The sequence below is a fragment of the Dyadobacter sp. SRI_021 genome (assembly GCF_057586235.1).
The window spans coordinates 502,282-524,058 of sequence record NZ_JBYCZM010000003.1 but is presented as its reverse complement, the minus strand read 5'-3'; the positions used below and the strand labels follow the sequence as shown (position 1 = coordinate 524,058).

At 49.4% G+C, this 21,777-nt stretch carries 15 protein-coding genes; 1 reads left to right on the top strand and 14 read right to left on the bottom strand.

From position 1 onward, the window contains the following. Positions 1 to 25 precede the first annotated feature (25 nt). The 10 genes from AC2YIT_RS11490 to AC2YIT_RS11445 form a co-directional block, all read right to left on the bottom strand. The gene (locus tag AC2YIT_RS11490; RefSeq protein ID WP_487279255.1) at positions 26 to 3,571 is read right to left on the bottom strand and encodes a PVC-type heme-binding CxxCH protein; all 3,546 of its coding nucleotides are present in this window, start codon (positions 3,569 to 3,571) and stop codon (positions 26 to 28) included. Between the two features lie 49 nt (positions 3,572 to 3,620). Continuing rightward, complete coding sequence (locus AC2YIT_RS11485; RefSeq protein WP_487279254.1) at positions 3,621 to 4,322, bottom strand: DUF3823 domain-containing protein; 702 nt, start codon at positions 4,320 to 4,322, stop codon at positions 3,621 to 3,623. A gap of 27 nt (positions 4,323 to 4,349) precedes the next feature. After that, positions 4,350 to 6,257: a RagB/SusD family nutrient uptake outer membrane protein gene (locus AC2YIT_RS11480; protein ID WP_430844777.1), complete on the bottom strand. Its 1,908-nt coding sequence runs from the start codon at positions 6,255 to 6,257 to the stop codon at positions 4,350 to 4,352. 17 nt (positions 6,258 to 6,274) lie between these two features. Further along, the gene (locus AC2YIT_RS11475) at positions 6,275 to 9,775 is read right to left on the bottom strand and encodes a TonB-dependent receptor (RefSeq protein ID WP_487279253.1); all 3,501 of its coding nucleotides are present in this window, start codon (positions 9,773 to 9,775) and stop codon (positions 6,275 to 6,277) included. A 216-nt stretch (positions 9,776 to 9,991) separates the two neighbouring features. Then, positions 9,992 to 11,131, bottom strand: coding sequence for a FecR domain-containing protein (locus AC2YIT_RS11470; protein WP_430844774.1), 1,140 nt, complete (start codon positions 11,129 to 11,131; stop codon positions 9,992 to 9,994). Positions 11,132 to 11,223: 92 nt separating this feature from the next. Continuing rightward, complete coding sequence (locus tag AC2YIT_RS11465; RefSeq protein ID WP_430844773.1) at positions 11,224 to 11,838, bottom strand: RNA polymerase sigma factor; 615 nt, start codon at positions 11,836 to 11,838, stop codon at positions 11,224 to 11,226. A gap of 151 nt (positions 11,839 to 11,989) precedes the next feature. Then, positions 11,990 to 12,898 (bottom strand): RpnC/YadD family protein, encoded by a 909-nt coding sequence (locus AC2YIT_RS11460; protein ID WP_487279252.1) that lies wholly within the window; start codon positions 12,896 to 12,898, stop codon positions 11,990 to 11,992. 76 nt (positions 12,899 to 12,974) lie between these two features. After that, a complete protein-coding gene (locus tag AC2YIT_RS11455; protein ID WP_487279251.1) occupies positions 12,975 to 14,048 on the bottom strand; it encodes an aminotransferase class V-fold PLP-dependent enzyme in 1,074 nt (357 codons plus the stop codon). 101 nt (positions 14,049 to 14,149) lie between these two features. After that, entirely contained in the window at positions 14,150 to 16,057 is a 1,908-nt protein-coding gene (gene serA / locus AC2YIT_RS11450; RefSeq protein ID WP_430844769.1) for a phosphoglycerate dehydrogenase, read from the bottom strand. Between the two features lie 215 nt (positions 16,058 to 16,272). After that, positions 16,273 to 17,268 (bottom strand): YheT family hydrolase, encoded by a 996-nt coding sequence (locus AC2YIT_RS11445; RefSeq protein WP_430844768.1) that lies wholly within the window; start codon positions 17,266 to 17,268, stop codon positions 16,273 to 16,275. 114 nt (positions 17,269 to 17,382) lie between these two features. Between AC2YIT_RS11445 and AC2YIT_RS11440 the strand changes: the two genes are divergently transcribed. Next, positions 17,383 to 17,574, top strand: a complete 192-nt coding sequence (locus tag AC2YIT_RS11440; protein WP_090386381.1) for a cold-shock protein — start codon at positions 17,383 to 17,385, stop codon at positions 17,572 to 17,574. 62 nt (positions 17,575 to 17,636) lie between these two features. On the opposite strand, the gene AC2YIT_RS11435 is transcribed toward AC2YIT_RS11440, so the two are convergent. The 4 genes from AC2YIT_RS11435 to AC2YIT_RS11420 form a co-directional block, all read right to left on the bottom strand. Then, positions 17,637 to 18,593, bottom strand: coding sequence for a polysaccharide deacetylase family protein (locus AC2YIT_RS11435; RefSeq protein WP_487279250.1), 957 nt, complete (start codon positions 18,591 to 18,593; stop codon positions 17,637 to 17,639). Next, positions 18,590 to 19,618, bottom strand: a complete 1,029-nt coding sequence (locus AC2YIT_RS11430) for an aldo/keto reductase (RefSeq protein ID WP_430844764.1) — start codon at positions 19,616 to 19,618, stop codon at positions 18,590 to 18,592. The genes AC2YIT_RS11435 and AC2YIT_RS11430 overlap by 4 nt, the downstream gene beginning before the upstream one ends. A gap of 212 nt (positions 19,619 to 19,830) precedes the next feature. Further along, positions 19,831 to 20,211, bottom strand: coding sequence for a co-chaperone GroES (locus tag AC2YIT_RS11425; protein WP_430844762.1), 381 nt, complete (start codon positions 20,209 to 20,211; stop codon positions 19,831 to 19,833). Positions 20,212 to 20,307: 96 nt separating this feature from the next. After that, on the bottom strand, positions 20,308 to 21,777 hold the full coding sequence (locus tag AC2YIT_RS11420; protein WP_487279249.1) for an MBOAT family O-acyltransferase: 1,470 nt from the start codon (positions 21,775 to 21,777) through the stop codon (positions 20,308 to 20,310).

Here is a 21,777-nt window from a genome sequence, read left to right as displayed (position 1 = left end):
ACTCATAAACTTTAAACTCTCAAATTCACTTCGTTACCCGCAGGATGCCGTTCATTCCTCGCCAGTGGCCCGGGAATGTGCACACGTAGGGATAATCGCCAGGTTCGTTAGGCACCGTTATTTCGAGCGTAACCGTCTCACCCGAATTCACCAGTCTTGTCGCAAACAACACTTCCGGAATTTTTGGAACATATTGCATTTCAGCGGCTTTTGGGTTGCTAAGAAGCTCATCCGCTGCCTTACCTACTTTCTGCAACGTTCCCGGTTTGATGATCAGCAGGTTGTGCTGCATTCCGTCGGGGTTTTCAAGGTTAATTACCACCTTTTGCCCTGCCTTCGCGGTGATCAGCTTTTTGTCATATTGCATAATTTCCTTTTCCACTTTCAGCTCAATCACAGTTGCATTGGAAGCAACGGCCTTTGGACCCGATTGGATCGATGAAACTGCATTGCTCTCCCCTTCATTCGGGCGGTTCAGTTCGAGGGAGGCTTTTTGGAAATTACCCACAAACCCGAACCGGCCTTCGTAATCCCCGATTTTGTCCTCGCCTTCCATATCCTCGCCCGAGCGTACCGAATTGCTCAGCGGCGCGTTGAAAAGCATGTGCGCTTTGCCGGTGGCCGCTTCCTTTCCATCGATTGCAATACGAATGTTGCCCCCTTGTGTAAGCCTTGCTACGACGTCAAACTTGTCGGGCAGCGGCTCTGTGGTGGCTGCTTTGCTTAGCATTCCGTGCTGTTTGACGGCCATGATGAGCTTGCCATCCTGGATGTACAATGCATAACCACCATCTTTCCCGCCCTGACCAGCGATGAAGCCTTGCAATGCCCGGTCGCGGCCCTTGGTAACGGTTGCACGGATGGTGATTTCCTTGCCCGAAACATCCGGCGGGAATTGCAACGTGTTCCTTCTCCCCAGTGGATAAATTTCTTTGCTTAGTGCCTCAGTAACCTGCGCCGTCAATGCGGATGGTTGTGATTGCTTATCTGCCGCTCCGAGAAAGCCCTTCTCATGCTGAATAGCCGCTGCGAGAATAGCTCGTGACAGCCAGGGGTCTTTGGCATTCTGCTCATCGAGGGATGCCTGGTAAATGGCTGCCCCTGCTTTTTCGGAAGCTGGCAGTTCGGCAATGGCCACGAATACGCTCAGGCGGGTGTTCAGGTTGGCATCCTTCATGCTCTTTTCGAGTATTTCAAAACTTTGCGCCTGTTTGGGTAACACGCTCGCCGCTGCTTTACGTACGCCCGGTGCCGGGTGGCTCAATGCCTTGCTCGCTACCTGCAATGCTTCTGCATTCGAGCCGTCGAGTGCCCCAAGGCCGTGCAATGTCCACAATGCGTGTACAGCAGGGCTGTTCAAGCCTATTTCATCCACTTTTGGATTATTAATGATTTTATACAAATCCGGCAGCACCGACAGTTTTTTCGATTCCACGAGCAAACGCTGGGCGGTCATACGCCAGAACATATTATCATTCTCCAATGCGGCCACCAGTCCCGGCAGGTCGTCTTTGGAGAGTTTCAATGCAGGCGATTTCTTGCCGTTCTTGTAAACGATCCTGTAAATGCGGCCGTGGTTCAAATCACGCATTGGGCTACTAAATGCATTACCCGGCCCGTGCGGCTGCTCCTCAAACGGCAGGATAAATTTCGAAGGCGATTGCGCCGGTACGAACACATTGTGCTGGATAATAAAGTTGTACCAGTCGGCTACCCATACCGCCCCGTCCGGGCCTACCTCGGCTTGTACGGGGCCGAACCATTCGTCGGAGCTGGCCATGAAGTTCCAGCCGTCTTTTTCCTTAAAACCTGCGCCGTCCGGTTCGAGGATGGCTTTATGAATCAAACGGATTGTCGGTTCGGTCACTAATGCGACGCGGTTCCAGTATTCTTTCGGGTAGTTCCGGGCTGTGTAAAAATGGTGACCGGCCGCGGAAGTGAACCCTCCTATCACGTCTACCTGGCGAAGGTTGGGCGTGACGGCGTGGGCGTCGTAATGCCCGTCTATTTTCTGAATGGCTTGTACTGTCGGTTGCTCTTCGCCTAATGTGCGTTGCATTAACCGGCCGGGCATTGAAAAGAATGCGCTGTGAGTGTTGTTGGCAGTTGAAAGGAATACGTTGTTATCCTCGGTGAAGCCCAGCCCCCAGGTGTTGTTGCTGCTGCTGCCGAGGTATTCAAATTCTTTTCCATCCGGCTTGAAATTGTAAAGGCCCTGCGAGAAGCTCATCTTCTTACCATCAATGGTGCCGTTGAATGCCGAGTAGCCCAGCACGCCCCAGATTTTGTTGTTAAACCCATATTGCAGGTTCGATGGCCCCGCATGGGTGTCGTTTTTGCCCCAGCCGGTCATGATCACCTCGCGTACATCGGCCACATCGTCGCCGTTGGTGTCTTTCAGAAACACGAAATCCGGTGCCATAGAGACGATCACGCCGCCATTGGAAAAAACCATACTGGTAGGAATGTTCAATTTATCGGCGAAGACAGTGAACTTGTCGGCCTTGCCATCGCCATTGGTATCCTCACAAATTTTAATGCGGTCGTTGGAAGCGCCGTCGGTCTCCTTGAACGTATTAGGGTAATCGACCGACTCCACGACCCAAAGCCGCCCACGCTCATCCCACGACATGGCAATCGGATTAGTAATGTCCGGTTCGGATGCGAAAAGTTGTATTTCAAAATCCGGCGGGACCTGCGTCAGCTTGTTCGATTCGGCCGGTGAAAGTGACTCCTGCATTTTCGGCACCACATGTCGCCTGGTGTAGTGCGAAATGGTATCAGAGTTGTAAATGTCCACCTCGGGCAGGTTCAATGCGGCAATTTGCGCTTGTACCCGATCGCCGATGGCCCATAGCACGCCGTTTCTGACCAGGTCGAGGAAGCCTTTGTTGGTCCAGGTGCTGTCCTCGTGCCCGTATGCGGTGTAGAATACACGGCCTTTACCCTCGTTGCGCACCCACGTGTAAGGCTCATGCACGTCGCCTTCTACCCGCTCGCCCAACACGGTTTTGTCGGGGTTCAGGTTTTTATGCACATAAGTTTCATCCCAGGTCTGAAAGTCCGTAATGCCCTTCATGACCTGGTGTTCCGGTTTTAGAATAATGTTTTTAAATGAGCCCGTCTTATGGGAAGCAAACTGGCCGCCTATTGTTTTGATATACCAGGAAGAATTCCTGAAACAGCCCGAAGCCGAATGGATCGGGATAAGTCCTTTGCCGCCTTCCACGAATGCCTTCATGGCGCTTTCCTGCGAAGGCGAGAGCGAATCGTGATTGGCGTAGATGATCAGCCCGTCATACCTCGCCAGGTTTTCGGGGTTAATATCACCCGGATTAGTGGAGTACGACATGTTAATGCCGCTTTTGAACAGCTTGACCGACAGCCAGGGTGCGTATTTACCCGAATCGTGATGCTTGCTGTTGTGCCCCAGGAACAATACTTCGGCCCTGCGGCCTTTGGAAGCACTGGCCTTAACGGTCAGTGCCCCGACGGTCGGCCCCGCCGTTTTACTTTTTGCACATGCCAGCGCCATGAGCCCGACAAGCAGAAGTGCAATGTAATTCCTCATTCAAATTGGTTTTAAAGAAAAGTTTCGGTTTTAGTATTGGGATCAATCCTTACAAATTGACTTTCTGGACCGGTGAAAAAACCATGTCCTCCACATCTTTGATCTTCACACCGACCCTGGCAAACACGTAGTTCTGGGCGGGCGAAAGCGTAGGTACGGTGGCGGTGAGGTTGATCGCGTTCAGGTCTTTAATGTCGGCCCCGGGTACGTCGGTCACAGCCACGTTGGTAGCGCGCGCAACAAAATCGGTTTTGTTCACATATAATGAGACCCTTTCGATGTCTTTACCCTCGGCACCGGTCAGGATTTTTTCAAGTTTGAGGGAAACGTTCACCTTGCTCTCGCCCCCCGAAAACTGCGGCGTGCGAATCATGTAGTACGGCATTACCTCCACATCGAGCGCCTGGTTACCTGCCAGCTTCACGAACACAGTATCTTTGGCAGCGGCGTCTTTCACGATCGTCTTGAATGGCCCGCGGTTTTTGGGGAAAACCAGTTTGTAATTTCCGTCAAACAAAAGGGCTGAATAGGACCCGTTCTGCGAAATAGGCGCATCGATGGCCGCCAGCTTTCCAAAACCCGGCTGCCAGAGTTGCAGGCGAACCTGGCCTTCCTCCACGCCCACCGGCTCGCCCTTGTAGACGATCTTGCCTGAAAGCTTGGATTTGGGCTCGGTATAGTTATCCTTTTCGCAAGCCGACACAAGCGCTACCATCGCGACAAGCGGCATAATATGAAATCTGATCTTCATGATATCGTATCGTTTGAATGTGATGGCCTATTGGTTGGGATTTCTGACGAGCTTGGGGTTGTTACTGATGATGGCGTCGTCGATATACGAATAGTAGTTTCCAAGTTGGAAGCGGTCTGCTCCGGTTACGCGGCTGAGTTTAACCTGCTTGTAAATCCATTTGCCATTGTTGGGCGAGCCCGGGTCGTAGATTTTGTACGACCACAGTCCCCATGGCTGCGTATTGCGCTTGGTAGCTTTTCCAAGGTCTTTCGAAAGTTCCGCAGCAGTAATTGCATTGCCGTCCAGGATCTGGTGTGCGATGCGCCATCTTTTCATATCAAACAAAAGGTGCCCTTCGAATGCGAACTCTACGCGCCGCTCGTGCACGAGGCGGTCGAAATTGATTTCTGACGCTTTCAAAGGCGTTACCAATCCGGCGCGTGCGCGGACCTGGTTCATATAACCCGCCGCTTCTGCTGCCTGGCCTAATTCAAATGCGGCCTCAGCGGCATTCAAAAGCACTTCTGCAAAACGATAGCGAACGAGCCACACCTCGCTGTTCACCCCGCGTTGGCCAGAGCCTACGACGGGATCGAGGTACTTGCGAAGGTAAAAACCCGTTTGGGCAGTGAATTCAAATCCGTCGATAGGGCCGTCGAAACCTACGACTTGCTCGGGTACTGTCTTGCCGGGCAGCGTTTTTTGCGCACCGCGGTCGTCCCCGCTGATAATCGTGCCGTTTGCCAGCTGGTAACCTGCCCAAATATCGACTTTGCGACCTTTGAAAGTAGTTCCCGGCAGCATTACCGTTCCGGCGAGGCGGGCGTCGCGTCCAGCGAAGATGTCAGTTTGCTCATTGTAGTAGATGGGTGTTCCGTTTGCATTGTTAGTCGGGATCGGTGCGAAGGTATTATCCAGTTTTTCAAATGCTTCCACTAATTGCAGCGACGGGTTAATGCGGCCGCCTTCCTCTTCCTCTGCACCGTAGCGGGGCTGGTTCCAACCGGTGAAGTAATGCACCTTTCCGCTCTGCAATTTGAAATCCTCTACAAAAATGACCTCGGGGTTATTCGCCTTGTCGTAAAAAATGCTGGCAAAGTTTTCGGACAGATCAGGCTTTTTGGTATACAAAGCATAGGCCCCCGCATTTCCAGAGATAATCTCTTTCGCAGCCGCCAGCGCTTTGGTGTAATAACCATTGGCCATGTTCGCCGGAATACCGACCTCGCCGCCAGGCAATGAAACCTGAGGAGTATTCACGCCATATTTTGCAATAGAACCCGCGTAAATAGCAGCACGAACCTCCATCGCCAATGCCGCAGCTTTGGTAGCACGCGATTTCTCAGCCACGCTGGCCGGCAATTTGTCTTTAATTTCCTCAGCCTCTTTAATTACAAAATCATAAATCTCCGATTCCTTCGCACGCGGATGTTGCAGGTAAGAAGGATCGCCGCTGAAATCGTACACCATCGGTTCGAGAATCAGCGGCACGCCACCCATTCTTTTCACGAGTTCGAAATAGTAGGATGCTCTCAAAAAGCGTGCTTCGGCCAGGTAGCGTTCCCGAACGGCCGGGGCTAGCTTTTCGGCCGCAGTACATTTCTGGATAAACAGGTTCATTTCGCGGATATAGCCATAATCCCAAGCGCTCCATGACCGCACATCCCAGCCGCTGTTCTGGAAGTTGTTATAACGGCCTGCTTCTGACCAGAATGCCTCATTGAAGTCACTCACAGTCATCCAGCCGGGCACGTCGTTAATGGTTTTAAAGGTTGAAAGATCCACGTAACGGTTGTACAAATCGCCCAGTACCGACAGTACCTGCCCTTCGTCTGTCCAGATCTGATCCTCAGAAAGCTGGCTGGTAGGCGGACGGTTCAGGAATTCGTCGTCGTTACAGCTCCAACCCAGCGTCAATACAGCAATCGATAGTATTTGAAATATCTTTTTCATGTTGAATTCCAATCGGTTTAAATAGATAGGTTGATGCCTACATTCACGAATTTGTTCTGCGGATACTGTAATCCGTTGTCATCCTGAATTTCGGGGTCAACACCAAACTTCTTCAAGTTGTCGATAGAAAACAGGTTATATCCATTGATGTAGAACCGGGCGCGCGACATTTTCAGTTTTTCCAGCACCGACTTCGGCAGCGAATAGCTGAGCTCGATCGTTCTTGCACGGATATATTTGACATTATGCACCCAGAAAGTGGAATTCCTGTTATTGCTATGGTCTTTGTCGTTGTAACGCAGCGCCGGGTATTTACCGGGAATCCACTGGCTGTTCACATCGAACGGATCGGCGCGGTGCCATCTGTCAAGGAAAATGCTGTTCAATGCGCCCTCATTCTGGTATGGCCAACGTTGTTCGTAGTTCTGGTTCCAGGTGTACATGCCGCCGCCTGAGAAGTCAGCCACGAAGCCAATGCCTTTCCAGCTTACGGAGAAGTTCAACCCGAAATTGACATTCGGCTGGCCGGTAGCATTGTATCCGATAGGGCGCTGATCGTATCCGTCGATCACATTATCGCCGTTGAGGTCTTTGTAAATCAAATCACCCGGCAGCAATGTACGATTGCCTTGTCCGTCGATGTTGACAGGATATTCTGCAATTTCCTGCGTCGACTGGAACTGACCAATCGCTTCGAGTCCCCAGAAAATATTGGTGTAACGATCTTCGCCGGAAGCCCGGTAACGGTCCCACGAGTTGTTGAAGATCGGCTTGTATGACGACACGAATTTGCTTCGCGAGAACGACACATTTCCGCCGATGGAGTAGTTGATATTACCCGCCTTGCCATTGTAAGTAAGCGCGCCTTCCCATCCCTGTTGCGAGTCGCTGTTCACGTTTTCGTCCGGCAATGAATAGCCCAACTCGCTCGGCACGAGGATGTCGTACTTGCGGCCCAGCAAGCCAGTGCGCAGGCGGTAGAAATAATCGACGCTACCGGTAATTTTGGTGCCAAGGAAAGAGAAATCCGCGCCGACATCCGTGATCTTACTTTTGAACCAGGAAATGTTATTGATGATCTGGCCTTTATCACGGCTTGTAACCACCGCATTACCGCTCAGAATTACATTGCCCTTATTATAATCATAACCAGGCAGGTAAGCGTACGGGCTTAATGGTCTGTTGGGATCATTGTTGAAAAGAATGTTGTCATCCCCAAGGATGCCATAAGACCCTCTGAATTTCAAGTCATCCAGGATGCTACGCTCGCCGATCAGCTTTTTGAAGAAACCTTCTTCCGAAATTCTCCATCCCACCGAGGCCGATGGAAAGTAACCCACGCGACGATCCGGAGCGAACTTCCAGGAAGCATCGCGGCGAGCCGAAACTTCGAGGTAATATTTGCCGGCGTAATCATAATTCATTCTACCGATATACCCTATACGTGCAAGTTCCGTATCGCTGTCATTGTAGGTATCCACAGTCGGGAAGTAGATCAGCGGGAGAACATTTGTTTTAGGAACCGCGTGTACCCACTGGTCTTGCACGCGCTCATCCTGCCATTCGGAAACGAAGGTTGCGCCTACCGTGTGCTTGCCGAAAGTGTTGTTATAAGCCAGTTGTCCCTGGTACACATTGCGCATTACTTTGCGGGTGCCACGTTCCCGCCACGGGTTGGTACTACCACCTGTAACAGTGTAGGTATCGTCGGTCGGGTTGTAGGTATAAGCCTTGTAAGTATACTCGTGGCCGTTCATCACGCGATCGGCAATGTAGTAGGAGTACATTCCTCTCGCACTGAGTCCTTTCACTCCTGGAATCTGGTACTCAGCCGAGAAATTGGTTTGCAAAACACGCCAGAACTCAGTCCAGTAACCCCCTAATTTTTTATTGTTGTAGGCCCAGTTCGTCTCATTGTGCTTGATATCATTCAGATACTCGGGGTTATCGTTCGCGTACGGACGCTCGAACGGGCGGTTACGCAGGATAGCGAAACGTGGGAGCCAATAGTCGTCACCGCCAGGGATACCAGGCTGATCACGCTTCTCGATACGACCGTTGATCTGCACACCCAGTTTCAGACGGTCGGTGATTTTCGCATCGACGTTACTTTGGATGTTGGTGCGGTCAAAAGTGAACTCGCGGCCCAATACCGAGTTCTGATGTAGTCTTGTTGCTGAAATGTAATAGTTGATCTTGTCCGAACCGCCGGTCATGTTCAGGTTCACCGAGTTAAGCGGAGAGTTCTTCTGAACAATAAAATCCTTCCAATTAAACGTCTGATAACCACGCTCGGTACCTACGCGGTACTTTTCAAGTTCAGCCTGGGTGATGGACGTTTTGCCGTACTGGTTCATTTCCGCTTCGGCTTTCCCTAACATCCATTGGTACGAATCGTTCACCACGTTTGGGAACCGCGACCAGTTCTGCCAGCCCATATAGGCATCCAGGCTCACTGTATTCTTGGCTCCCATTTTACCACGTTTGGTCGTGACAACCACCACCCCATTCGCCGCGCGGACCCCATAAATAGCCGCCGAAGCGTCTTTTAATACTGAAATACTTTCAATGTCATTAGGAGAAATGTTGTTGAACTGGCCCGCATCCTGTTGAATGCCGTCGATTACGAACAACGGGTTGCCCATGTTACGGATCTGAATGTTGGCACTCGCACCCGGACGGCCATCCGGCATCCGGAATGTCACACCGGGGATCTTACCTGCCAGACCCGAACTGACCGTCGAGCCGCCGTGAACGCGCTCGATATCTTTGCTCGTCACCGTGGCGATCGCGCCTGTCAGTGACTCCTTTCTTTGTGTACCGTAACCCACCACGACCACTTCTTCCAGCGCCTTGTCATCCACTTTCAGCGTGATATCCAATATGCTTTGGCCGGATGGAACCGTCACTTCCTGCGACAGGAAGCCCACAAAAGAGAATATCAGAATATGCTCGCCGTTTGGGACCGTGACCGAGTATTTACCTTTTTCGTCCGTCGATGTACCGGTTTGCGTGCCTTTTAAAACAACGCTCACACCCGGTAACCCGGCACCGGTTTCATCTTTTACCACACCTGAGATGGCCTTATCCACCGCAGCAGAACTGAATTCCACCACCGGAACTTCTTCTGAAGCCATTTTGGCAGCCTGTTCGGGATGATCGGGTTTGATCACGATAAGGTCATTCTTGATCCGATAATTCAGTTCCAGTGGTTTCAGCAAGGCGTCCAAAACAGCCGATAGTGAGCCATTTTTAACCTTCACTGAAGCCCGGCGGTCGGATTGGATCAATTTTGAGCTAAATATGAATCTGGCATTGGTCTGCTTTTCCAGCTGCGCGAAGATCGTCTTGATCTCCTCGTTCCGGATGTCAACGGTAACCTTCTGGCTCAATGCAGATTGAGCTCTCCCGTCGTTCGCCCACGTGATGCCTGCAAACAGGCCAGCCAGGATACATTGCATTAATGTGATTCGCATGAGCTTGATGAGAAAGTCTTCAGGTCGTCGAACTTTTTTCATATTTTTGAATGAATTTGTTGTTTAAGGAGATTATTCAACGAAGTCTTCCCCGGTTCATCCATCGTCCAAATGGATGTGCAGTAATGTCCGTTACTGTTGGGGAACCCGGATCAGTCATGCTGGAACATGGCTGGTCTTTTTTATTTTCAGGCAATACGGTAGCGTTACGTCATAGGCGGCGTTCAGGGTAAAATGTTAATATGTCGGGTCTCTAAACTACTTACATCCTTTTCCCAGGATCGTTATCTGGTTATCGGCCACTTCGAACTGCGCATCCAGCGCATTGCAGATCACTTCGAGCTTTTCTTTCAAGGGCTGCCCGATCAAAGTCGCGTTCAGCGGGCAAGTGCCCATCTTTTCCCGGTCGTAAACGATCCGGACATTGTAGGCGTTTTCCAGTATTCGGAACACCTCCGACATCGGGGTTTCATCAAACACGAAATGCTGTTTTGAAACGTCTTTGTCCGAAACCACCGCCGCAGCAGCAGGCAATGGAATGATCTTACCGTTCTCCTTCGAGAACGCGATCCGCTGATCATGATTCAGCGTCACGCCCTCCAATTCGGGCTTATCCAGCACGGCTTCCTTTTGACTGTTATCCAAATTATTGATCGAAAATACCGAAACTGTACCCGTTCGCACTTCTACTTTAATATCCTTGCTCTCCGAAGAAGCATCAATGGTGAAACTTGTGCCAAGCACTTTCGTAGCCAGGCCGTAGCTGTACACCAGGAATGGCTTTTGTTTGTTTCTTACGATTTCAAAAAATGCCTTTCCGGTCAAAGTAACCTCTCTTCGCTTTTTGTTGACGCCTTCCGAGTAGCTAATCTTGCCGCCAGGCTGCAATACAACCGAGCTACCGTCTTCCAGCAATACCGTCATTGGCTTGTCGGTGTCATTGTGTTTCTGGATCGTATTGGGCAGTTCAGTTTCCCCGCGTACAGCTACCTCCTGCAATGGACCGTCTGCCTTTTTGTAATAGAACCAGTAACTCACCGAACCAATGCTCAGGATCAGTGCCGCCGACGCTGCCACGCGTGCCCAGCGCCATCCCTGCCCGCGGCTCGTTTTGAAAACGGCCTCTGGTTCCTGGGTTTTCGGTGCCTCATCGTGCATGTGACTTTCGACGATACTCCACATTCTGTCGCTTTGCTTCTGGGTAGGCTGGTGCCTGCCTGTGTCCTTCGCCAACAGAATAACATACTCCCGTGCGGATTCAACGGTTTTGCGTTTCCTGGGATGCTTTTCCAGGAACGCCCGCCATTTGCGGTCGCTGAGTTCGTCGGGATGCATTACCCAGGCGATAAACTCTTCATTTCTGATCAGTTCGGTCAGAGAATAAGGATCATGCTTCATGCTTCGCGGGATGCAGTTATCGTCGTTCAATAGTACAGAGCGACGAAATGCGGATTTGACCTCTTCAAAATGAAATTTTTTGAAGAAAAATTTTAAAAAAATAGTAACATCCAGAAAATCAGGGAAGAAATCAGTAGTATTTCCCGGCTCTGGCGAAGGGATGTCAATGCTTTGTAGATGAAATTACGGACAGACTTCTCATTGACGCCCATGATCTCCGCGATTTCATCAATGCTGAATTCATCGAAATAGCGCAGCGTAAGCGCTTCAAGCTGGCGTTCGGGCAATTGCGCAAGCAACTCCTGTATACGTTGCGCCCGTGCGAAAGAGGATTCCGCCTCGATCAGGATTGCTTCCGAATGGGTGTGGTTTGCGGGCGTATCCTCATCATCCAGTTCGCTGATTTCCTCCGTTGAAGGAAACTTGTCGAGCGCCACGTGAATGCGGCGACGCAATGCGCGATAGAGGTAGAATTTAACCGAGGTAACGTTCTCTGTGAGATTGTGCCGTAACCGCCAGATATCGATGAACACATCCTGAACCGCGTCTTCTACCAATGAGGAATTCGTTGAAAGCTTGCTGCCGTAATTGTAAAGTGTGCGGTGGTATCTCTCAAAAATCGCGGTAAAGGCCTGCTCATCGCCCACGCGAATCCTTTGCCATAGATCATGATCTTTGGTTTCCCCTGTTGAGGTAGCAATCTGCATCACCGCTTCTGTCTGTTTTCGTAAGAAAGCATAAAGCTAAAAATTTATCCTTAAAATACCATTAGAACTTCGGCTGTCGTACCTCGGCTATCAGTTATTTATGAAAAAAGCTGCCTGGTGGGGCAGCTTTGGAATGTTCTGTATTTTATCGTCAAGCCTTTTGCTTGATCTCCTGTACAAATTCAATAGAAACATCAGCCAGCCGTGCGATCTCCTCTTCGGTAAACTGCGTTTCCCGAAGGAGATTCTTAACAATGATAGTATTGCGTGCGAGTGCCCACTGCGCGATTCCTTTTTCCCTGGCCTCTTCTTTCTCAATGTAAATAACAGCTTCCTCGATTGTCATAGGTAATGGGTCTGGATTGATCATTCTACTTATTTCAGCTTTGAACTCCTCATTAAGCTCATCGTTTCCCAGATGAACATAAAGTTTCAAAAAATGGAGCAATTTTGCAATCTTCTTTTTCGAAAAATCCCGTCGTAATAGCCTCTTAGCCAGACTAATTTTCAAACGGTATAATTCCATAGACGAATAGCGCTTGCCCGTTAAGTCGAGCTTTACCGCCAAAACAACCTGTGCAAACGGGTTATCACTAGCCTCCAAATCCGCCTCCGATTGATCCCGCACCTTATAACTATTAAACCGGAAACAAATGCTCGTACCCAGGCAAGCCTGCTCAAACTGGGCAGGTAGGAAATGCCTGCAATCGTCCGTGAGGATCGCAAATGCGGTGATGGGTTTACGGTGCTTGTCCCAGATGCGGTAGTAATAGGTAAACATCCGGTCGGGGAAAGTTTCGTCGCGGTAGCCTTGTACTTCAATGTGCACCAGCAGCCAGGCTTCGGCGCCGGAGCGGCAATGCACTTTTACCAGCTTATCTACATACCGGGTTGCAAAAGTGTCTGCCTCTGGCGGGAATAGTTGATCGAGCTCCTGGTCGAGGTACTCGAAACCTTTTTCGAAGTCGAAAAGGATTTCAGCATTGGGGAAAAAGAATTTGAGGAAATCATCAAAAATGTCCTCCAATATCGATTTCCATAGTATGTCGTTACGCTTCATTGTAAAAAAGAAAAGGGTGGCCGAACATTGTTACGTTCTGCCACCCTTTTGGTAACGCTATTCTACAAGCTATTTTTCAGAGCTTGCCGAGCTCGTGGATCAGCCTTTCGGTTTCTTCCAGTGACGTCGCAGGGAAGTTGGCGATGCGGAGCTGAGTTGCCTTGCCAGCGCCATAACCGCTGCCGATCACCATGCCTTTTTCTTTGATAGCCTTGATAATATCGGCCGAAGGAGCCTCCGTATCCGTCACGACCACAGTTTGCGAACGGAGCGCTTTCTCTTTTACGAATGCAGAGAAACCGGCTGTCTTTTCTATAAACTTGTAAAGCAAATCTGCTTTGTGCTCAGTCTCTTTACGGATATTTTGTATACCGACCCGATTGAAATCTTCTGCGATTTTACCCAGCAGGTAAATGAGCATCACATTCGGCGTCGCGGGTGTTTCGTTGTTCAGCGCGTTCTTCCAAAGCGTTGGCAAATCGTTGTGCGCGCCGATGGAATAGGTATTCCGAATGTTCTTTGCTTTTTCCAGGCATCGCTCGCTTACGATCCAGACGCCCAGGCCAGCCGGCAAACCAAATGCTTTTTGTACAGAGAAAAACGCCGTGTCGATAATGCTGTAATCCAGCGCCGGGTAAGGCGCGGACGACACCATGTCCACCGCGATAAACTTCGACGGATTGTTCTGTTTCAGTTTATGGATCTCTGCCACCGGCATCTGAACGCCCGAACTGGTTTCGTTATGCGTCGTCGCGATCAATTCAGCATATTCAGGCACTTCCACATCAACCGCCAGGAATCCTTCTCCCATTGGTTTTTCAAACTTGTGGGCATACTTGTTCAGCGCACTTGAATATTCACAGAATTTTTTGGAAAACGAGCCATTTACCAGGTGAAAGCTTTCCAATTCCACCGTACTGAACAGAATGCGTTCAAAAGCTTCAGAAGCAGAACCGAGGAAAAGGATCGCATGCGTATCGGGCACGTTCAGGAGCGTACGCAGCTGATCGACCGTGAATTTGTGCAAGTCGCGGTACTGCTGGCTGCGGTGCGAGATCGAACCGAGTTGGTTTTCGACGAAAGTTTTTAAATGCTGCTCGAATGTCGGGTACAGAGCGGCCGGACCAGGAGTGAAAAATGTTAATGACATGGATAATGACCGGAACACCGGTGAAATAAGTGAGTAGGTGATTGAATCGCCGTGAAATTGAAATGGTCAGCCGCGAACCGGCTGACCATCCCAATCATTTCTTAGTAAAGCATCCGGAAACGGATCGTTCCTTCGACCTCTTTCACTTCCTGAATAAATTCTTCTGTATAATCTTTGGCAATATCCACGATCACGTAGCCGATATGCTCATTGGTTTTGAGGTATTGCCCAGTGATGTTGATATTGTTTTTGGCAAAAATCTGGTTCAGTTTCGCCAGCACACCCGGTACATTCGCGTGGATGTGCAGGAGGCGGTGCGAATCTTTCAACTTCGGCAGTTGTACTTCAGGGAAGTTCACGCTGCCGTAAGAGCTACCATTGTTCATGAATTCCAGCAATTTGGAAGGCACGAAATGGCCGATGTTTTCCTGTGCTTCCTCGGTACTGCCACCGATGTGCGGTGTCAGTATCACGTTTGGCAGGCCCATCAGCTCGCTTTCGAACATTTCATCGTTCGTTTTCGGCTCTTTCGGGAAAACGTCTACACCTGCTCCGGCCACTTTACCGCTCTTCACGGCATCGGCCAACGCTTTGATGTCGACCACGTGCCCGCGTGAGAGGTTCAGGAAGATCACACCGTCTTTCATGAGGTCAAACTCGCGTTTGCCGATCATGTTGGTGTTTTCCTTACGGCCATCCACGTGCAAGCTCAGTACGTCGGACATTGCCAGAAGCTCTTCAAGTGTATTCACTTTCTTCGCATTTCCGATCGACAGTTTTTCAACCGCATCGTAGAAATACACATCCATACCCAGCGCCTCGGCTACGACCGAAAGCTGTGTACCAATGCTGCCATAACCTACCATCCCGAGCTTCTTGCCACGGATCTCGAAGCTGCCGTTCGCAGATTTGTCCCAAATACCTTTATGCATGGAATTGCTTTTGCCAACGATATTACGAATCAGCAAAATCATCTCGCCTACTGCCAACTCCACCACAGAACGGGTATTGCTGTATGGCGCGTTAAATACCGCGATACCTTTTTTAGCAGCCTCGTCGAGGTCGATCTGGTTGGTACCTATACAGAATGCACCGATCGCCATCAGACGGTTCGCGTTTTCAAGAACGCGCTTCGTAATAGTCGTTTTAGAACGGATACCTATAATAGATACGTCCTTGATACGCTCGCATAATTCGTCCTCATCAAGGGCGCCTTTTACGAATTCTACATTGAAACCTTCTTCCTCAAATGCCTTACGCGCTACCGGATGCACGTTTTCAAGGAGCAATACCTTAATACGGCTTTTGGGGTAAGACTGGCTTCTGCTGAATTTATTATCATAAAGAAAATCGTCGAATGAAGTAGCGATGTGGTCCGCTACCGCGGTTACTTTCGGGCGCTCGACGTTTTCTGTAAATGCATAGAAACGATTGGCAAGGCCGGAGGCCTTCAATTCATAGTCCGTATAGCCATCACCGATCGCGTACACGTCTCCTGAAAGGTTCAGAGCAGAAAGGATTTTGATCTTTCCGCCGTCCATCGACAACACGTTTTCCTCGTCGATCCCCACGATATTTCCTTCCTCGTCAAACACGAACTCATTGGCGTACACATGGTCGGCCAGAATGCCGAGCTCAGTAGCCACGGGAACGATAAACTCCTTAAACCCGCTGGAAACGATAAAAATCTGCTCCGCATTCTCCCTCAGAAACTGCGTATTACGCTTGAATGAATCCGAAACCTTGGTTCTCAAAAAGGAAACCAGTTCTTCGATGTGCGAACGGTTAGCTTTCAGTAAGGCGATTCGTTGGCGCAGACCATCCGCAAACGACATTTCGCCATTCATACCCTTGTTGGTCAGATCAGAAATCTTCTGAACAATCTGATCACGCTCCGGATGGCCTTTGAGGGCGATCGCGGCCAATTCGTCGAGCCCTTCCACTTTCGTGAACGTGCTGTCGAAATCAATGATAATGTACGGTGCTGGATTGAGAGTTAATGTGGACATGAAACGGGGAATAACTGAAAAATGATCGAGTTAACGGAATTTTAATCGCTAAGGGTCCGACCTGTTTGAAACAGGCCACAAAATTACCAAAATCTATTGGTATATGTTGCTAACAAAATAATGTTTGGAACAGTTTTCTTACTCGACGAAGTCGGGGCGAATGTGAACGGCTTGCTCGAATTAGTCAGGTGTGGCCAGGAGATGGTCAGGGATTGTCAGGTGTAGTTAGGGAATGGTGACAGGGTAGTTAGAAAATGGAGGGCGTATTTTTCTGACCAATAGAACTCGTCGGTAAGGCGGGCGGGGCGAAAGCCGCAGTGCCCGCCGTCTTTTGTGGCCAGCAAAGTCACATTAGGATGAGACCGGAGCATGTCGAGAGGCAGGCTTTCGAAAGGGACGATCGGGTCATTTTCTGCATTCACGATTATCGTCGGCACGAAAATCGGTTCGATGAAAAACTTCGAGCTGCATTTGGCATAATAGTGATCGGCGCCTTTGAAGCCGTGCAGCTTCGCCGTGTAGATGTCGTCAAAATCATATAGCGTCCTCACCAACTGATGGTCGTCCAGGCTGATTTTTTCCGGGAAGAAACGTGCCTTTTCCACCACTTTGGGTTTTAATGTATTCAAAAAACGGCGCATATAGATCTGATTACGGGGCTCGATAATCGACAGGCTGCATGCTTTGAGATCCATCGGTACACTGAATACGATCGCACTTTTAATGCGGCTATCAATCGAAGCGCCCTGTTCGCCGAGGTATTTCAAGGTCAGATTTCCTCCCAGGCTAAAACCCATCAACCGCAGATCAGCATAGCCCTTTTCAAATGCATTCTGCACCACCGCGTCCAGATCTTCCGTAGCACCGCTGTGGTAAAATCGGGCCGTCTGGTTCATTTCACCGCCGCAGCTCCGGAAGTTCCAGGCGAGGCAGTCGAACCCGTGGCGGTTCAGGAGTTTAACCATGCCCGTTATGTACTGGCGCGTGGTGTTTCCTTCGAGCCCGTGAGAGAGGATCACGAGTGGTTTCGAGCCGTCGTTTCCGGCATATGACCAGTCCAGATTCAGGAAGTCATCATCAGGAGTTACAATTTTTTCACGAAAATATTTTATACCGTTTATCTGCCGGAAGAGCGCAGGGTAAATGCTCTGAAAATGCCCGTTTGGAAGCCAGTAAGGGGATATTTTTGATTTATAGTGGACTAGCGGCATGATATAAAACGCATTCTGATATATTGGAATAATTCTAAGGTAAAGAAAGTTTAATGTTGTATATCTGCTTTTTATGTCTAAATTTGGTCTTTACAAATAATAAGATCAATTCTAATGGCAGAAGGTACAGTTAAGTTTTTCAATGAATCAAAAGGATACGGATTCATTCAACCATCATCAGGAGAGAAAGACATTTTCGTTCATGTTTCAGGTCTTCAGGACGATATCCGTGAAAACGACAAAGTGTCTTACGAAGTAGAAAATGGAAGAAAAGGCCTAAACGCAGTTAACGTACGCGTTATCTAAGGTTAGTTCATAATAAAGACATTTCGAAAGCGCGCCCCTCAAAGGCGTGCTTTTTTAATGCGCTATTTCTTGCTTTTTGTCAATGCTTCATAGGCCTGCTGCGCTTCCTTATCCGACGGCTCTTTTTGCATAAGCGAACGACGCTCACTTACATCCTTAACCCATCGGTATACCCACGAGAAGCCCCAGTTTCCATGATAATGTAATGGCAACTTGTAAGCCGGATCAGCCATCGCTTCGTCCAGGCTGACCATCCGGTATTGCTTTTCTTTCAGTTTTTGAACCAGAACCGGCAGATAATCCGTGTTGAGCTGGTTGTCGTGGCATAGGTAAATTTGTTTGATCGGCTTGCCTGTCGCTTTGATTGCTACGCCCTCGAAGTGGTCGAAAAGTTTCAGGCTCAAATCTACATAACGGTTGCCGATCGCCTTTGCTTCTTCGAATTTACCTTCTTTCAAAGCCTTTTCGTAAAGCTGTGTGAACAGCCAGTCCTCACTTTCGACGGTAAATGGAGTTGAAATGTATTGATGTTCAGTCAGAAAATCCCGCATTCTCGCCTGTTCGGTACTGTCCTTACCCATGCCATTAAAAGGAAACCGGAAGTACTCCAGTTTCTTCCCCACATCCCCGGCCATCTTTCGTGACAGTTCCTCTCCCTTTAAAACGTCTTCTTTGAATGCATCAAAACCTATTTCACCATAATTCGGATGCGAATAGCTATGATTTCCGATGGTCATGTAAGGCTTTGAAATCCAGCTTTGGAGCAGTCTTTTATTTTGCTCTAAATCCTGGTTTTGCTTCAAATGTCCTTCGTTGATAAAAATCGCAATTGGCAGGTTTAAAGAGTCCAGCTTTTTCAACAACCTGGATGAATGACCATCCGCTCCATATAAATGTACATTCGGTACATCATCGATGGTAATGGCAACGCTTCGCTCCTGCGCGTGAGCAGGTAATGCGAGCGCATAGGCGACTGTGGCGAGCAGGCGCATACATATGTTTCGCAGGTGCTTCGTCATGGCTTACCCGGAATGCGTTCGCGCGACTGCCGTTCGATCATCCATTGCGGATATTCGGGTTTCAATGCGCTGATTTTGTTCAATTGGTCCAGCTCGTCGGCGGCCAGTACCACGTTCGTAGCAGCGATATTGTCAGCCAATTGTTCCGGCTTTTTTGCTCCGATGATCACGCTGGTCACAGCTTTCTGATGAAGCAGCCATGCCAATGCGATTTGCGCCACGGAAACCCCGTGCGTCTGCGCGATGGGCTGAATAACATCGATGATGTCGTAAGCCTTCTCTTTATCCACCGGCGGAAAGTCGAAGTTATCGCGGCGGTTTTCACCGGTCGATTCACTGTTGCGGGTATATTTCCCGGACAAAAAACCGCCTGCCAGTGGGCTCCAAGGCATTAATCCCAGGTTCTGATCTTTCATCATCGGGATTAGCTCGCGTTCCAGGTCGCGGCCGGCGATGGTGTAGTAATGCTGGCAAGCCACAAACTTCGTCCAGCCATTTTTCTCGGCAATGCCATTGGCCTTCATAATCTGCCACGCCGCATGGTTGCTCACGCCCAGGTAACGCACCTTGCCCGAGCGCACGACGTCTTCCAGCCCACGCATGGTTTCTTCCAGGGACGTTTCCGCATCCACGCCGTGAATATAGAACAGATCGATATGGTCGGTACCGAGGCGGACCAGACTTTCATTCACCGAATCCATAATATGCAGCCGCGACAGCCCCACCTGATTCGCGCCAGGCGCCATCCGGCCACGGGCTTTGGTAGCAACAACCACATCGCTGCGTTTCACACCCAGCGTCCTGAACGACTGCCCCAGGATCTCCTCCGATTTGCCATAAGAATACACATTGGCGGTATCGAAAAAGTTGATCCCAGCATCCAGAGCCGTCTTCACCAGTACATTCGCCTCATCCTGCTGCACTTTTCCAATTACTTCAAAATAACCATCTCCACCAAAAGTCATCGTCCCGAAACAGAGCTCGGAAACGAGCACGCCGGTGTTGCCCAGGAAGTTGTATTTCATGCGTTGTTGCTGTTATGTGTGACGTTTTTATCAAGTCAGGTGTGGCGAAATGTAGTCAGGTGTTGTCAAATGTAGTCAGACGTAGTCAGGTGTTGTCATTGATAGTCATGTATTGCCAAGGTGGCTAATGAAATTTGAGAGAGATTTTTTAACAATAAATGACCACACATGACAATACTTGACTACATCTGACCACACTTGACCACGTCAGACTATTCAAACAAATCCTCCGACCGCTCCAACATCAGTATCGACGACTGCGGAACGATCACGTACTTCTGCCCATCGTATTCGAGGTCGATGGCGTTGCGTTGGAGGTAAATAGCCAGGTCGCCTTCTTTGGATTGCAAAGGCATATATTTTACTTTTTCTTCGGTCTCTTTCCAGGGCTCGTCTTCCACGGCCACAGGAATAGGGTAACCCGGGCCAACCTTGATCACGTAACCGGTTTGCACCTGTTCCTTTTCGGTTACGGTCGGAGGCAGGTAGAGACCGCTGTTGGTACGGTCGCTGGGGCTTTTGGGGCGGATCAAAACACGGTCGCCTACTACGATCAGGCTTTTGAGCCTGTTGTCGGATGTTACTTCGTACATTGTAATAAATACTTAATCGGTAATAAGAACGTCAGGTAGTTCCTCAAAAATTGAGTAACAAATAAATAAGTGCAAATGTTGCGGCAATCTTTTCCTTTAGAATTGGAAGTAAATGAACTGGTTTTCGGATACAACACCCAAAAAGTAGTTCGCCAGCAGGATCAGCGGAAACAATAGGAAGAATACGGTTGTGTTCCGCGTAGGGATTTTCAGGTAGTAATGCTCTTTAATCAATAGGAAAATGATCAGTAACACGCAGAACCACATTTCCAGATGGTTCATAGGCGTTTGCAAGGGTTCCGAGAATGAGAAGCCGGCCATTTTTTTCAAAATCATGAATGAACGTCCTACCGGCGCTTTGTCGTTCCGGAAGAAAACCCAGGTAATAGTCACCAGCGCGAATGTAAAAACGACACTCAGCGTGTTAGTAATCCGATTTTTGGGTATTTCAATGCCCGCTTTTTTCAACCATTTATCGCGCAGGGATGCTGCCACCTGGTAAAAACCATGCAATGCGCCCCAAATTACGTAGTTCCAGCTCGCGCCATGCCAGAGTCCGCTCACGAGGAACACGATAAACTGGTTGCGGTATTTCATCCACTCGCCTTTGCGATTGCCGCCGAGAGGAATATAGAGGTAGTCCTTAAACCACGAAGAAAGCGAAATGTGCCATCTGCCCCAGAACTCTGAAATGGATTTGGAAACATATGGCGTTTTGAAGTTGTCCATCAACGTGAAACCCATCACACGAGCCGCACCAATGGCAATATCGGAGTACCCCGAGAAATCGCAGTAGATCTGGAATGCAAAGAAAACCGTGGCTACGATGAGCGTTAGCCCATTATGTTCCGCCGGATTTTGATACGCTGCATCCACGAGCATCACCAACCTGTCGGCGATCACCATTTTCTTGAAAAAGCCGAAGGCCATTTGCATCAGCCCTTCCTTCACCTGCTCGAAATCATATTTAAAAAACGAGTGGTACTGGAACAGCATGTTCTGCGGCCGCTCGATAGGTCCGGCCACAAGCTGCGGGTAAAACATCACATACAATGCGTAAATCCCGAAATGCCTTTCGGCCTTTTGGTTGCCGCGATACACCTCGATGGTGTAGCTCATCGCCTGGAATGTGTGAAACGATAAACCAATGGGTAACAACAACTTACCACTCCCGGTAGTCATCCACTCGGCGATCGGGCCGGGAACGATGCGCGTGAATGCAGGAAACATCGGCCGTAGGTCCAGGTTACTGAGAATGGTATTCACCGAATCCTGCACGAAATCGTAGTATTTAAAGAAAGCGAGGATACCGATATTGGAGATCAGACTGATGATGAGCAGCAGTTTTTTTTGCTTCTGCTCCTGTGATTTCTCAATCCAGATCCCGGCAAAGTAGTCGATAACGATGGTTCCAAACAGGATCAGGATGAATACCGGTTTGAAAACCATATAAAAATAGCAGCTGGTGAGCAGCAAAAGCACCCAACGCCCGGTCCACGACAGGCTGAAATACGCCAGTGTGACTACTATAAAGAAAACTGCAAATTGAATCGAATGAAAATCCAT

Excerpts from the sequence above, each read along its gene's own strand:
- AC2YIT_RS11425 (WP_430844762.1), bottom strand. The coding sequence starts at position 20,211 with ATGTACGAAGTAACATCCGACAACAGGCTCAAAAGCCTGATCGTAGTA.
- AC2YIT_RS11485 (WP_487279254.1), bottom strand. The coding sequence starts at position 4,322 with ATGAAGATCAGATTTCATATTATGCCGCTTGTCGCGATGGTAGCGCTT.
- AC2YIT_RS11440 (WP_090386381.1), top strand. The coding sequence starts at position 17,383 with ATGGCAGAAGGTACAGTTAAGTTTTTCAATGAATCAAAAGGATACGGA.
- AC2YIT_RS11480 (WP_430844777.1), bottom strand. The coding sequence starts at position 6,257 with ATGAAAAAGATATTTCAAATACTATCGATTGCTGTATTGACGCTGGGT.
- AC2YIT_RS11475 (WP_487279253.1), bottom strand. The coding sequence starts at position 9,775 with ATGAAAAAAGTTCGACGACCTGAAGACTTTCTCATCAAGCTCATGCGA.
- AC2YIT_RS11455 (WP_487279251.1), bottom strand. The coding sequence starts at position 14,048 with ATGTCATTAACATTTTTCACTCCTGGTCCGGCCGCTCTGTACCCGACA.
- AC2YIT_RS11430 (WP_430844764.1), bottom strand. The coding sequence starts at position 19,618 with ATGAAATACAACTTCCTGGGCAACACCGGCGTGCTCGTTTCCGAGCTC.
- AC2YIT_RS11470 (WP_430844774.1), bottom strand. The coding sequence starts at position 11,131 with ATGAAGCATGATCCTTATTCTCTGACCGAACTGATCAGAAATGAAGAG.
- serA (WP_430844769.1), bottom strand. The coding sequence starts at position 16,057 with ATGTCCACATTAACTCTCAATCCAGCACCGTACATTATCATTGATTTC.
- AC2YIT_RS11420 (WP_487279249.1), bottom strand. The coding sequence starts at position 21,777 with ATGGATTTTCATTCGATTCAATTTGCAGTTTTCTTTATAGTAGTCACA.
- AC2YIT_RS11490 (WP_487279255.1), bottom strand. The coding sequence starts at position 3,571 with ATGAGGAATTACATTGCACTTCTGCTTGTCGGGCTCATGGCGCTGGCA.
- AC2YIT_RS11435 (WP_487279250.1), bottom strand. The coding sequence starts at position 18,593 with ATGACGAAGCACCTGCGAAACATATGTATGCGCCTGCTCGCCACAGTC.
- AC2YIT_RS11445 (WP_430844768.1), bottom strand. The coding sequence starts at position 17,268 with ATGCCGCTAGTCCACTATAAATCAAAAATATCCCCTTACTGGCTTCCA.
- AC2YIT_RS11465 (WP_430844773.1), bottom strand. The coding sequence starts at position 11,838 with ATGCAGATTGCTACCTCAACAGGGGAAACCAAAGATCATGATCTATGG.
- AC2YIT_RS11460 (WP_487279252.1), bottom strand. The coding sequence starts at position 12,898 with ATGAAGCGTAACGACATACTATGGAAATCGATATTGGAGGACATTTTT.